This is a genomic window from Mitsuaria sp. BK037, from assembly GCF_014193045.1.
Lineage (GTDB): Bacteria > Pseudomonadota > Gammaproteobacteria > Burkholderiales > Burkholderiaceae_C > Roseateles.
Genome location: NZ_JACHYS010000002.1, coordinates 281,672 through 295,009 on the forward strand (window position 1 = coordinate 281,672; position 13,338 = coordinate 295,009).

The following is a 13,338-nucleotide window of genomic DNA, read 5'->3' on the forward strand; positions in this document are numbered from 1 at the left end:
GTCAATCGCGCCGGGCGGAACCCGGTCCGCCGTAGGGGGACGCGGGCGCCCCGCTCGAGGAGGCGCCCGCGACGCTGTCGTTCAGAACAGCGCCTCGTCCATTTCCATCAGCGGGTTCAGGCCGGCGCGGGCGGTGCGGATCAGGCTCGCGGTTTCCGGCAGCAGCTTGGCGAAGTAGAAGCGCGCCGTCGCCAGCTTGGCGGTGTAGAACGGATCGCCCGAGTCCTTCTTCTCCAGCGCCAGCTTGGCCATGCGCGCCCACATGTAGGCGAAGCACAGGTGGCCGACGACGCGCAGGTAGTCCACCGCGGCGGCACCGACTTCATCGGGGTTCTGGAAGGCCTTCATGCCGATCTCGGTGGTCAGCTTGGTGACCTTGTCGCCGATGTCGGCCAGCGGGTTGATGAACTCCTGCATCGCCTCGCTGGTGCCCTCTTCCTCGACGAACTCGGCGATCTTCTTGCCGAACTTCTTCAGCGTCGCGCCGTTGTTGCCCAGGATCTTGCGGCCCAGCAGGTCCAGCGACTGCACGGTGTTCGTGCCCTCGTAGATCATGTTGATGCGGGCGTCGCGGACGAACTGCTCCATGCCCCACTCGTGGATGTAGCCGTGGCCGCCGAAGACCTGCATGCAGTGCGAGGTGGCGATCCAGCCGTTGTCCGTGATGAAGGCCTTGATGATGGGCGTCAGCAGCGCGACCTCGTCCTCGCAGGCCTTGGCCTCGTCGGCGTCGTCGCTGGACAGGGCCTTGTCCAGCTGCAGCGCCACGTAGGCCGACAGCGCGCGGCCGCCTTCGGCGTAGGCGCGGGCGGTCAGCAGCATCTTGCGGACGTCGGGGTGGACGATGATCGGATCGGCCGGCTTGTCCGGCGCCTTCGGGCCCGACAGCGCGCGCATCTGGATGCGGTCCTTGGCGTAGGCGACGGCGTTCTGGTACGCGACCTCGGTCAGGCCCAGCGACTGGTTGCCCACGCCCAGGCGGGCGGCGTTCATCATCACGAACATCGCCTGCAGGCCCTTGTTGGGCTGGCCCACCAGCGTGCCGACGGCGCCGTCCAGCACGATCTGCGCGGTGGCGTTGCCGTGGATGCCCATCTTGTGCTCCAGGCCGCCGCAGTAGACCGGGTTGCGCTCGCCCAGCGAGCCGTCGGCGTTGACCTTGAACTTGGGCACGATGAACAGCGAGATGCCCTTGGAGCCGGCCGGCGCGTCCGGCAGGCGCGCCAGCACCAGGTGGACGATGTTCTCGGCCAGGTCGTGCTCGCCGGCGGAGATGAAGATCTTCTGGCCGGTGATCTTGTAGGTGCCGTCGCCCTGCGGCTCGGCCTTGGAGCGCAGCAGGCCCAGGTCGGTGCCGCAGTGCGGCTCGGTCAGGCACATCGTGCCGGTCCACACGCCCGAGGTCAGCTTGGGCAGGTAGGTGGCCTTCTGCTCGTCGGTGCCGTGCGCATGCAGCGCCTCGTAGGCGCCGTGGCTCAGGCCCGGGTACATCGTCCAGGCCTGGTTGGCCGAGTTCATCATCTCGTACATGCACTGGTTGAGCAGCACCGGCAGGCCCTGGCCGCCATAGGCCGGGTCGCACGACAGCGCGGGCCAGCCGCCCTCCACGTACTGCGCGTAGGCTTCCTTGAAGCCCTTGGGCGCCTTCACCTCATGGGTCGACTTGTCCAGCGTGCAGCCTTCCTGGTCGCCCGACAGGTTGATCGGGGTCAGCACTTCCGCGGCGAACTTGCCGCCCTCTTCCAGGACCGCGTTGATCGTGTCCTCGTCGACCTCGGCATGCGCGGGCAGCAGCTTCAGCTCGTCGACCGCGTGCAGCAGCTCGTGCAGCACGAACTTCATGTCGCGCAGGGGCGGGGTGTACTGAGGCATGAGGACTCTCCTGAATGGTTCTGTGAAGGGATCGAAAGGGACTCGCCCCGCTCAGGCGCGCTTGCGACTCGGGGCCGGGCTCGCGGAGGCGGAGTGAGGAGGCGTCTGCCGCGTCTGGGCATCGGCCTTGCGGCCGGCCGGCGTGGCGAAGCTGTCGAGGATGCGCTCCAGGCCCGTGCGGGCGCGGGCGAGCGCGCCGGGGCTGCGCAGGAAGCGCGCGTCGTGATGCAGCGACAGGATCAGGCCGTGCATCTCGAAAAGCACCTGGTCCGGATCGGCCTCGGGCACCAGGTGGCCGACCTCCTGCGCCAGCAGGATGGCCTTGCGGATCGCGGCGTGCCAGTCGCGCACCATGCCGACCAGCGCGTCGCGCACCGGGCCGGGCCTGTCGTCGAATTCCACCGCGCCGCTGATGTAGATGCAGCCCGAGTCGACTTCCACCGAGGTGCGATGCACCCAGCGCTCGAACAGCGCGCGCAGGCGCGGCAGGCCGCGCGGCTGGCGGATCGCGGTGTAGAAGACTTCTTCCTCGAACTTGGCGTGGTACTCGCGCACCACCGCGATCTGCAGTTCCTCGCGCGAGCCGAAATGCGCGAAGACGCCGGACTTGCTCATCTTCGTCACATCGGCCAGCGCGCCGATGGACAGGCCTTCCAGCCCCATGTGCGAGGCCAGCCCGAGCGCCGCGTCCAGGATCGCGGCGCGCGTCTGCTGGCCTTTCTGGAGCGAACGGGCGCCACGGCGCGCGACGGCGGCGGCGGGCTTGGCGGCGGTGACGGGGGAGGTGGACACGATGCCCGGAATAATAAAACGAACGATCGTTCTATTTTGAGCAGTTCCGGGTCGGAAAGGCAATCCTTGCCCACCCCTTTTTAGTGGTGCAGACCTAAAAAAGCCAGGCTGCAGACCCGAGTTGGCAGGCTGGGGTCGGGCGATGTCCGAGGGTTTACCCGAACTCGAGGCGTGGACTTCTCTGCGACGCTGGGTGACTCGCGGGCGCGCCGGCCAGTGACCTTCGGCAACGCCTGTCCGCCCGACGCCGGCATAGACTGGCGCAAACAGGGAGCCAGAAGAATGCACAAGCCATTGAATGGCATGTTCCGGGTTCTGGTGTGCCGGGTGCAATCCCGGCTGTGTGGCCTGCCGCTGGATGCCGTCGAGGAGACCCTGCGGCCGCAGCCACTGCGGCCGCTGAAGTCGCCGGCCGTTCATGTCCAGGGGCTCGCGCGCATCCGCGGCGACTGGCTGCCGGTCGTCGACCTGGCCGGCCTGCTGGGACTGACCGAGTCCGGCGCAGCTCCCGCGCCGGCCGACGCCGCGGCGGTGCGCCGCTATGTCGTCGTCCGCGCCGGCGAACGCCGAGTGGCGCTGGCGGTCGCCGAGGTGCTGGGCCTGCAGACCTTCGCGGCGGAGCAACTCCGCGCCCTGCCCCCGCTGCTGCGCGACCGCGACCATGGTGCCGTCAGCGCGCTGGCCGAGCGCGACGATGAACTGATCGCCGTGCTCGACCAGGCCCGGCTGTTTCCGGACGACCTGCCGCCGACCGCGGCCCTCTCCGCCGCGGACGGCGGCGATGCCGCCAGCCATCGGGGAGCGGCCTCATGACGCGGCCGTCGCCGTCCGATGCCGCCCTGATCTCGCTGCTGCCGCGCCTGCGGACGTTGCTCTCCGCCCGCCTGGGCCTGCAGTTCGACGACCGCCAGGACGACAGGCTCGCCGCCGCGCTGGCGCGGGTGGCCGGGCCGGGCGGTCCGGCGCGCTTCCTGGACCAGATGGAGCAGGCGCCGACGCGCGCCCGGCTCGATGCGCTCGCCGCCGAGCTGACGGTCGGCGAGACCTTCTTCTTCCGCCACCCGGAGCAGTTCGACGCGCTGCGCGTGGACCTGCTGCCGTCGATGGTGCGCCGCGCGACGTCCACCGGCCTGCGGGCGCTCTCGGCCGGCTGCGCGAGCGGCGAGGAGGCCTACACCCTGGCCATCACGCTGCATCGCGCCGGCCTGACGGCGCAGGGCGTCGACTGGCAGGTGCTGGCCGTCGACGTGAACCCGGCGGCGCTGGCGCGCGCGGCCGCCGCCCGCTACGGCGAATGGAGCCTGCGCGCGACGCCGCCGGAGCTGCGCGAGCTGTGGTTCCGCGCCGTCGAACCGGGCGTCTGGACGCCGCTGCCCGCGATCCGCGAGCGGGTCCGCTTCGAGCCCCGCCAGCTGGGGCAGCCCGACGCCGCCTTCTGGACACCGGACCGCTTCGACATCATCTTCTGCCGCAACGTGCTGATGTACCTGGCGCCCACGGCGCTGCGCCAGGCGATCCAGCACCTGGTCGGCGCGCTGGCACCGGGGGGCGTGCTTTTCCTGGGCCATGCGGAGACACTGCGCGGCCAGTCCGAGGCGCAGGCCGCCGGGCTGACGCTGCGCCAGGCGCATGGCTGCTTCTTCTATCGCCGCGAAGGCGCGGACGTGGCGCCCGCCTGGCCCTTTCCCTGGCCAGCCCCCGCGCCGGAGCCGGCGACGGCCTCGCTGGCGCACGCGCCGGCGTTCGAGGCCGCGTCCGCCCACCGCGCCGACCAGGCCTTGCTCGACGAGGCCCTGCTGCTGGTCGAGGCCGGCCAGATCGAGGACGGCCTGCGCGCCTGCGCCCGGCTGATCGCGCCGCAGACACCGGCCGCGCTGCAGGCCGAGGTGCTGTTCCTGCAAGGGCTGGCGATGGAGGAGCGCGGCCAGCTCCCCGCCGCGGAATGGCATCACCAGCGCGCCGCCGCCAAGGACGCCGCCTTCGCCCTGCCGCACCTGCGCCTGGGCCTGCTGGCCCGGCGTCGCGGCGAGATCGTCGCCGCGCGGCGCGAACTGAGGCGGGCGCTGGCGCTGCTGGACGACGAATCGCCCGAGCGGCTGCGGCGTTTCGGCGGCGGCTTCGAACGCGACGACCTGCGGCGCCTGTGCCGCGACGAGATCCAGGAGGCCCGCGCATGACGCTCGACCGCTCCGACCGCTCCGACCCGCTGGAGGGCCAGCTCGACGAATGGCGGGCGGCCTTCGACCGCTCCTTCGCCGAGCCGCGACGGCTGGGCGATGACGACGCCGTCCTGGACGTGCTGGGCATCCGGATTGCCGGCGACCCGTTTGCCCTGAACTTGGCCGATCTGGCCGGACTGCAGCCCGCCATGCCCGCCGCGCCCTACCCCGCCACCGCACCCGGGCTGCTCGGGCTCGCCGGGCACCAGGGGCAGGTCTTGCCGCTCTACGACCTGCGCGCGCTGATCGGCCGCGGGGCCGCGACGGCGGTGCGCTGGTGGGCCATCGCGCGCGCCGCGCCGCTGGCGCTCGCCTTCGAGGGTTTCGACGGCCAATGGCGCCTGACGCCTGGCGATCGCCTGCAGCAGAGCGACGCGGCCGGCACCGGCTGGGCGGTCCGCTGCGGCGGCGCGCTGCGCCCGCTGATCGAGCTGGAAGGCCTGATCGCCGCCGTCGCCGGCAGCCAGCTCGGCGAGCCGTCGGCGGGATCCTTCACCACAACGACAAGCGCCGGCGCCGCCGGCCGATGACAGGGAGCACCGTGCCATGTGGACCTTCGGAAGAAAGCTGTCGATGGGTTTCGCGCTGTCCTTCGCGCTGCTGCTGCTCATCGGGACCCTGGCCTATCGCGGCGTCGACCTGCTGACGCAGACCAGCTACCAGGTCACCCGCACCCATGCGGCGCTGACCCACGTCGAGGCGCTGATGAGCCTGATGAAGGACGCAGAGACCAGCCAGCGCGGCTACCTGCTCAGCGGCGAGGATCCCTATCTGGAGCCCTATCGCCACGCCGTCGCCAACCTGCCGCGCCAGTTGGCCGAGCTCCGGCCGCTGATCCGCGACAACCCCGGGCAGCAGGCCCGGCTGAACCAGGCCACGGCCATGATCGAGGGCCTGATGCAGCTGCACAAGGAGCGCATCGAGTCGCGCCGCACGTCCACCACGGAGGCGGCCATGCGCGTCCAGGGCGTGGGCGAGGGCAAGCGCCGCATGGATGAACTGCGCGCGGTGATCTCCCAGATGGAGGAGGAGGAGAACGACCTGCTGCGCCAGCGCGCACAGGAAGTCGAGTCCGCCGCCAGCGGCGTGCGCATGGCTATCGTCTGGGGCACCGTCGCCGGCGCGCTGCTGGTGCTGGCGGCGGCGCTGACGCTCAACCGCGCGCTCAGCGGCCAGGTGGGCACGGCGGTCAAGCATGTGCAGCGCTCCTCGGCGGAGCTGCAGGCGGCCGCGAACCAGCAGGCCGCCGGCGCCCGCGAGACGGCCACCTCGATGACGGAGATCTCCACCACCATCTCCGAGCTGCTGGCCACCTCGCGCCAGATCGCCGACAGTGCGCAGCGCGTCGTGGTCATCGCCGAGCAGACGGCTGGACTGGCCCGTGGCGGCGACGGCACCCTGCAGGCGGCGCGCGAAACCATCGCCGCGATGCGCCGGCAGATCGACCTGGTGGTCGACCACATGCTGGACCTGGGCCGCAAGTCGCAGCAGATCGGGGTGGTGATGGACCTGGTCGGCGAGCTGGCCGAGCAGACCAACATCCTGGCGATCAACGCCACCATCGAGGCCACCGTGGCCGGCGACGCGGGCCGGCGCTTCAGCGTCGTCGCGGACGAGATCCGCAAGCTGGCCGACCGCATGACCGCGTCGACCAAGGAGATCCGCCTGCAGATCGACGACGTGCGCGGCGCGGTCAACACCACGGTGATGGCGACGGAGACCGGCTCCAAGGCGGTCGACGCCGGCGCGCGCCAGTTCGACGACGTGGCCGCCACCTTCGCCAAGATCGCCGGCCAGGTCGTGACCACGACCGACGCGGCGCGCGAGATCGAGCTGTCCACGAAGCAGCAGGCCACCGCGGTCGAGCAGCTCAATGTCGCGCTGTCCAACACCGCGCAGGCCTCGCGGGAGACCGAGGCCAGCTCCGGGCAGACCTCGCAGACGGCCACCGAGCTGGCGGAGATGTCCCGCGACCTGCTGCGCCTGGTGCAGGCCCAGCCGACCTGAGCCCGCCCCCTTCAAGAACCGGACACCCCGCGCGCCGTGGCCAAGGACCCCTACCGCTTCTTCCGCATCGAAGCCCGCGATCTGCTGCGGCAGATGAGCGAGGCCGTGCTCGCCGCCGAGCAGGCGCCGGCGCCCGACCTGCCGCCGCGTTTGCTGCGACTGGCCCACACGCTCAAGGGCGCCGCCAGCGTGGTGCGACAGCCCGGCATCGCGGCGCAGGCGCACGCGATCGAGGACCTGCTGACGCCGCTGCGCGACCGTGCCGAGGCCCCCGGCCGCGCCGACCTCGACGCGCTGCTGGCGCTGATCGACGCCGCCGGCGACGCGATCACCGCGCTGGACGCGCCGACGGCAGCCGGCGCGACGACGCCGCCCCGGCCCGCTGGCGCTGGTGGAAGTGCCGGTGCCGGTGGCGGCCCCGGCGGCAGTGCTGGTGCTGGCTCGCGCTCAAGCGGGGACCCCAGTCCCAGCTTCGGCGGGGGCTCGGGCGTGGGTGCGGGTGCGGGTGCGGGCGCGGTGCCCGCCGAGCACGGGGGCATGGCCGGTCCGTCGGCCGACACTGACGCCGGCGCGAGCGGCGGCGATGTCGGCCTCGCAGGCCTTCCCGTCGACGCGGCCGTCGATCCGGCCGACGCCGGGGACCCGGATCCGATCGGCGCCATCCTGACCATTCCCCAGTTGATGCCGGAGGAGCTGGACGGCCTGCTCGCCGACATCGCGCGCACGCAGGGGCACCTCGCGCCGATCGAGCGCGCCGCGGCGCTGCTGCGGGAGCTGCGCGCCGGCCTGCAGGGCCAGCAGGAGGCCCTGGCCGGCCCGCTGGCGCGGATCGAGGACCAGATCGAGCGCGGCGCGCGCCAGCTCGCGCGCGAGCTGGTCGCGCTGCGCGATGGCGCCGAGCAGCTGCGGCTGCTGCCCGCCGCGCAGCTCTTCGCGCCGCTGCAGCGGACCGCGCGCGACGCCGCGCGCTCCCAGGACAAGCAGGCCCGGCTCACCGGCCACGGCGGCGACGTCAAGCTGGAAGCGGCGCTGCTGAATGCCGTCTCCGGCGCGCTGGTGCAGATGGTGCGCAACGCCGTCGCGCACGGCATCGAGCTGCCGGCCGAGCGCATCGCCGCCGGCAAGCCGCCGCAGGGCCGGATCGAGTTGCGGATCGAGCGCCGCGGCCGCGAGGTGCTGTTCTGCTGCGCCGACGACGGGGCCGGACTCGACCTCGAGGCGGTGCGGCGCACCGCCATCGACAAGGGCATCCCCGGCGCGGCGCGGCTCGATGACGACGCGCTGATCGAGCGCCTGCTGCGCGGCGGCCTCAGCACCGCGCGGCGCGTGGACGCGCTGGCCGGCCGCGGCGTCGGCATGGACCTGGTGCGCGACACGGCCGACCGCCTCGGCGGACGCCTGACCCTGAGCAGCCGGCGCGGCGAAGGCACGACCGTCGAGCTCTGCGTGCCGCTGCAACTGGCCGCGCTGCGCGCGATCCGCGTCAGCGCCGGCGCGGTCGCCGCCTGGGTGCCGCTGGACGCGGTCGAGTGCGTGCTGCAGCGGCCGGTGCTCAATGGCGCGCACCTGATCGTCGGCGACGAGCTGCTGCCTCACCTCCCGCTGGCCGACGCCTTGCAGCCGGGCCAGGCCACCGCGGCGGCGCCGCGCTCGGCGCTGGTGCTGCGCGCCGGTGGACAGCGCGCGGCGCTGGGCGTGGACGCGCTGGACGGCGTCACCAGCGTCGTGCTGCGGCCGCCACCGGCCCTGCTGCCGCCGTCGCCCTTGATCGCCGGCCTGGCGCTGGACGCTGCCCAGCAGCCGGTGCCGGTGCTCGCCGCCGAGGGCCTGATCGCCGCGGCGCGCCAGGCGCGGCCACGGCCGGTGCCGGCGCCGCCGCGCACCGGCACCATCCTGGTCATCGACGACTCGCTGACCACCCGCATGCTCGAGCAGAGCATCCTCGAGGCCGCCGGCTACCGCGTGCACATGGCCGCGTCCGCCGAGGACGGCCTGGAGGCGGCGCAGCGCGAGCGCTACGCGCTCATCCTGGTGGACGTGGAGATGCCGGGCATGGACGGCTTCGAGTTCGTCGCCCGCATCCGCGGCGACGCGGCGCTGCGCCACATCCCGGCGGTGCTGGTGACCTCGCGCAACGCGCCCGAGGACCTGGCCCGTGGCAAGGCGGTGGGCGCCGACGGCTACATCGTCAAGGGCGAGTTCGCGCAGAACGAGTTCCTGGCGCAGGTCGCGCAGCTGATGGCGCGCTCGGCCGGCACGGTCGACGACGACGCGGCCGTCGAGGAGCCCGCCGCATGAGCGCATCAGGAGGCGTTGGCGGCGGTGGCGGCATCGGCGGCATCGGCGGACTGGGCGGCGCAGCGCCGCTGGCCGGCGCCGGACCGGCCCGGCCGCTGCGGGTGCTGGTCGTGGAGGACTCGATCACGGTGCTGGCGCACATCCGCGAGGTGCTCGCCGCGCACGGCGACATCGAGGTCGTCGGCGAGGCCCACGACGGCGCGCAGGCCGTGGCGCTGTGCCAGCGGCTGCGGCCGGACGTCGTGTCGATGGACATGATGCTGCCCGGCATGGACGGCCAGGCGGCGACCGAGGCCATCATGGCCCACTGCCCGACGCCCATCCTCATCGTCTCGTCGTCGACCAATCGCGGCGAGCTGCTGCGCACCTACGAGGCGCTGGCCGCCGGCGCCGTCGAAGTGCTGGAGAAGCCGGACGCGAACGCGCCCGCGGGCGAGTGGGAGCGCCGCTACGTGACGCTGCTGCGGCTGGTGGCGCGGATCCGCGTCATCACCCATGTGCGCGCTCGCCTGGGCGGGCGCCCCGTCGCCGGGCCGGCCGCCCAGGCACCGGCGCCGGCGCGCGCGCTGCTCGCACTGGGCGCGTCGACCGGCGGCCCGGGCGCGCTGATGAAGGTGCTGCAGTCGATGCCGGCGCCGGCGCCGCTGCCGGTGCTGATCGTGATGCACATCAATGCGGTGTTCAGCCGCGGCTTCGCCGAATGGCTGGACGCGCAGACGCCGCATCGCGTGCGCTACGCCCAGGGCGGCGAGCGCCTGCGCGACCTGGCCGGCCAGGTGGTGCTGGCGCCGCCCGACGTCCACCTGGTGCTGCGCGCCGGCGTGCTCGAACTCAGTCACGCGCCGCCGCGCCACTCGTGCCGGCCGTCGGTGGACGTGCTGTTCGAATCGCTGGCCGCCGAGAACGGCCCGGGCACCGCCGCCGCGCTGCTGACCGGCATGGGCCGCGACGGCGCGCAGGGCCTGCTCGAGATCCGCCGCGCGGGAGGCGCGACGCTGGCGCAGGACGAAGCCAGTTCCATGGTCTACGGCATGCCGCGCGAAGCCGCCCAGCTGGGCGCCGCCGAGCGCATCCTGCCGCTGTCCGACATCGGCCCCGCCCTGATGGGATTGAGCGGCATGGCCTGGGGAGGAGCCCACAAATGAACAAGAGAACCTTCATCGTCGAGGACAGCCTCACGGTGCGGATGGACCTGCGCGAGGCGCTCGAGGACGCCGGCTTCGACTGCGTCGAGTGCGCCACGCTGGCCCAGGCCCGCGCCGCGCTGGCCCAGGGCGTGCCCGCGCTGGTGCTGCTGGACAACCTGCTGCCCGACGGCGACGGCGCCGCCTGGCTGCCCGAGCTGCGCGCCGCGCCGCAGGGCGGCGACTGCGTCGTGCTGATCCTGTCCAACGCCTCGCAGGCCAGCGACCGGCTGCGCGGCCTGGCCCATGGCGCCGACGAATACGTCGGCAAGCCCTATGACCGCCTCTACGTCATCGACCGGGCGCGGGAGCTGGTCCGCCAGCGCCAGGCCCGCCAGGCGACCCCCATGCCGCAACCGGCCTCGGTGCTGCTGATCGACGACAGCGAGACCTTCCGCGAGGCGCTGCGCGACGCGCTGGAGCCACACGGCTACGACATCCACACCGCCGCGCACGGCGAGGAGGGCCTGCGCCAGGCCGCCGCGCTGCGACCCAACGCGGTGATCGTCGACCAGCACATGCCCGGCATCGACGGCGCGGCGGTGATCCGCCGGCTGCGCCTGGATCCGGCGCTGCGCCACACGCCCTGCCTGCTGCTGACCGCCGACGAGGGCCCCGAGGCCGAGCTGCGCGCGCTGGAGGCCGGCGCCGACGCCTTCGCCCGCAAGCAGGACGACGTCGACCTGATCCTGGCGCGCGTGGCCGCGATGCTGCGCAGCGCCAAGGCCAGCCTGCCCGAGCAGGGCGCCAGCCTGCTGGGCCCCAAGCGGCTGCTGCTGGTGGACGACAGCGCCAACGTGCTGGCCGAGCTCGGCGCGCTGCTGCGCGACGACGGCTACGACGTCATCGCCGCGGCCAGCGGCGAGCAGGCGCTGGAGCTGCTCGCGGTGCAGGCGGTGGACGCGGTGCTGCTGGACGTGCAGATGCCGGGCATCGGCGGGCTGGAGACCTGCCGGCGCATCAAGTCGGCGCCCTCGCTGCGCGACATCCCGGTGCTGCTGCTCACCGCCTTCGAGGGTCGCGCGTCGATGCTGGCCGGCCTGGAGGCCGGCGCCGACGATTACGTCGTCAAGGCCAACGGCGAGGTCGAGCTGCTCAAGGCCCGGCTGCGCGCGCAGCTGCGTCGCAAGCAGTTCGAGGACGAGGCCCGGCGCGTCCACGCCGAGCTGCACAACAGCGCGATGGAAGCGGCCGAGGCGCGCGCCGCGCGCGAGCTGGCCGACAGCCGCGCCGAGCTGCTGGCCGCGCTGCAGCAGCGCAACGACGCGCTGGAGCAGCTCAATGCCGAGCTCAGCCGCGCCAGCAGCGCCAAGACCGCCTTCCTGTCGACGATGTCGCACGAGCTGCGCACGCCGCTGAACGCGGTGATCGGTTTCGCCCAGCTGATGCGCGACGGCGCGGCCGGCCCGGTCAGCGATCGCCAGGCCGAGTTCTGCGGCCACATCCACAACGCCGGGCAGCACCTGCTCTCGCTGGTCAACGACCTGCTGGACATGGCCAAGATCGAGGCCGGCCGCGTCGACCTGGACATCGAGCCGGTCGAGCTCGACGAGCTGCTGCGCGACGCGCTCGCGATCGTGCAGGAACGGGCCCGGCTCAACCGCATCGAGATGAGCTTCTTCGGCGTCGGCGGCCACCAGCGGCTGTGCGTGGACCGCCGCCGGCTGCGGCAGATCATCTACAACCTGCTGTCCAACGCGGCCAAGTTCACGCCCAAGGGCGGCAGCATCCGGCTCGAGGCGCGGCGGGTTTCCCGGGCGCGGGCGCGCGAGGCGCTGCCGGGCTTCCCCAACGGCCGGCGCTCGGAGCTGCCCGACAGCGAGCACGCCGAGTTCGTCCAGATCAGCGTCACCGACAACGGCATCGGCATCCCGCCGGACGGCCTGGACAAGCTGTTCCAGCCCTTCAACCAGATCCGCAACGTGCTGACCCACAAGGTGGAGGGCACCGGCCTGGGCCTGGCGACGGTGGCGCGCCTGGTGCAGCTGCACGACGGCGCGGTGGCGGTGAGCAGCCAGCCCGACAAGGGCAGCTGCTTCACCTGCTGGCTGCCATGGCGCGAGCCGGTGATCCCCGACGTCATCCTGCCCGACGAGACCGGCGAGCGTCCGCTGGCGCTCGTGATCGAGCACAACGAGCAGGCCGCGGCGCTGATGCAGACGCAGCTCAAGGCGGCGGGCTTCCGGGTGCGGCATGTCGCCTCGGCCGAGGCGGCGCTGGAGCTCGCCCCGCACCTGCGGCCCGAGCTGATCACGCTGGAGGTGAACCTGCCGGGGCTGGACGGCTGGGAGCTGCTGTCGCGGCTGAAGAACCTGCCGGGGTGGGCACACATCCCGGTGGTCGTCGTGTCGGTGGACGCGGGGCAGGAAGTGGCGCTGTCGCTGGGCGCCTCCGCGGTGCTGCACAAGCCGGTGTCGCGCAAGGCGCTGAGCAAGGAGCTGGAGATGCTCGGCTTCAAGCCGACCGCGACGCGCAAGTTCCTGGTGCTGGCGATCAGCGACGCGCCCGGCGACCTGCAGTCGCTGAGCGCCCACCTGTCGCAGCCCGGCTTCTCGGTGCTGCGCGCCACCGGCGGCAAGGAAGGCATCGAACTGGCCCGGCGCCACGTGCCCGACCTGATCGTGCTGGACCTGCTGATGGCGGAGGTCGACGGCATCGGCGTCGTCGAGGCGCTGCAGCGCGATCCGCTGACCGCGGCGATCCCGGTGATCGTGGTGGCGGCGTCGCAGCTCACGCCGCGCGACCGCGAGCTGCTCAACCGCCATGTGCAGCGCGCCACCGTCAACCGCGAGACGGCCGCCGCGGCCGCGGCCGGCGGCGCGCCGGTGCCGGCGCCACCGGGCGCGCGCACGCCGGCCGGGCCGCGGGGCCATTTCATGGACGAGGTGAAACGCGCGATCAGCCGCACCAGCTGGGGCGACCTCGACCCCTTGGACGATTGACACTCCCTGACGAGGGAAACACGA

At 73.0% G+C, this 13,338-nt stretch carries 9 protein-coding genes; 7 read left to right on the forward strand and 2 right to left on the reverse strand.

Annotated features, from left to right (window positions below):
• Positions 1-81 precede the first annotated feature (81 nt).
• Together FHT37_RS13380 and FHT37_RS25395 are read right to left on the reverse strand one after the other, a co-directional pair.
• Entirely contained in the window at positions 82-1,872 is a 1,791-nt protein-coding gene (locus FHT37_RS13380) for an acyl-CoA dehydrogenase C-terminal domain-containing protein (RefSeq protein WP_091726165.1), read from the reverse strand.
• A 51-nt stretch (positions 1,873-1,923) separates the two neighbouring features.
• Positions 1,924-2,664 (reverse strand): TetR/AcrR family transcriptional regulator, encoded by a 741-nt coding sequence (locus FHT37_RS25395; RefSeq protein ID WP_254783436.1) that lies wholly within the window; start codon positions 2,662-2,664, stop codon positions 1,924-1,926.
• Between the two features lie 282 nt (positions 2,665-2,946).
• Between FHT37_RS25395 and FHT37_RS13390 the strand changes: the two genes are divergently transcribed.
• Genes FHT37_RS13390 through FHT37_RS13420 form a run of 7 tightly spaced genes read left to right on the forward strand, consistent with a single transcriptional unit; the run spans position 2,947 to position 13,314 of the window.
• Entirely contained in the window at positions 2,947-3,477 is a 531-nt protein-coding gene (locus FHT37_RS13390) for a chemotaxis protein CheW (RefSeq protein ID WP_255489638.1), read from the forward strand.
• Positions 3,474-4,841 carry a protein-glutamate O-methyltransferase CheR gene (locus tag FHT37_RS13395; protein WP_183481996.1) on the forward strand — a complete coding sequence of 456 codons (1,368 nt, stop codon included), beginning with the start codon at positions 3,474-3,476 and terminating at the stop codon, positions 4,839-4,841. Before FHT37_RS13390 ends, FHT37_RS13395 begins: the two co-directional genes overlap by 4 nt.
• Complete coding sequence (locus FHT37_RS13400) at positions 4,838-5,413, forward strand: chemotaxis protein CheW (RefSeq protein WP_175538326.1); 576 nt, start codon at positions 4,838-4,840, stop codon at positions 5,411-5,413. Before FHT37_RS13395 ends, FHT37_RS13400 begins: the two co-directional genes overlap by 4 nt.
• 16 nt (positions 5,414-5,429) lie before the next feature.
• The gene (locus tag FHT37_RS13405) at positions 5,430-6,890 is read left to right on the forward strand and encodes a CHASE3 domain-containing protein (RefSeq protein WP_183481999.1); all 1,461 of its coding nucleotides are present in this window, start codon (positions 5,430-5,432) and stop codon (positions 6,888-6,890) included.
• A 36-nt stretch (positions 6,891-6,926) separates the two neighbouring features.
• Complete coding sequence (locus FHT37_RS13410; RefSeq protein ID WP_183482002.1) at positions 6,927-9,188, forward strand: hybrid sensor histidine kinase/response regulator; 2,262 nt, start codon at positions 6,927-6,929, stop codon at positions 9,186-9,188.
• A complete protein-coding gene (cheB, locus tag FHT37_RS13415) occupies positions 9,185-10,333 on the forward strand; it encodes a chemotaxis-specific protein-glutamate methyltransferase CheB (RefSeq protein WP_183482005.1) in 1,149 nt (382 codons plus the stop codon). The genes FHT37_RS13410 and cheB overlap by 4 nt, the downstream gene beginning before the upstream one ends.
• On the forward strand, positions 10,330-13,314 hold the full coding sequence (locus FHT37_RS13420) for a response regulator (protein ID WP_183482008.1): 2,985 nt from the start codon (positions 10,330-10,332) through the stop codon (positions 13,312-13,314). Before cheB ends, FHT37_RS13420 begins: the two co-directional genes overlap by 4 nt.
• Positions 13,315-13,338: the final 24 nt, after the last annotated feature.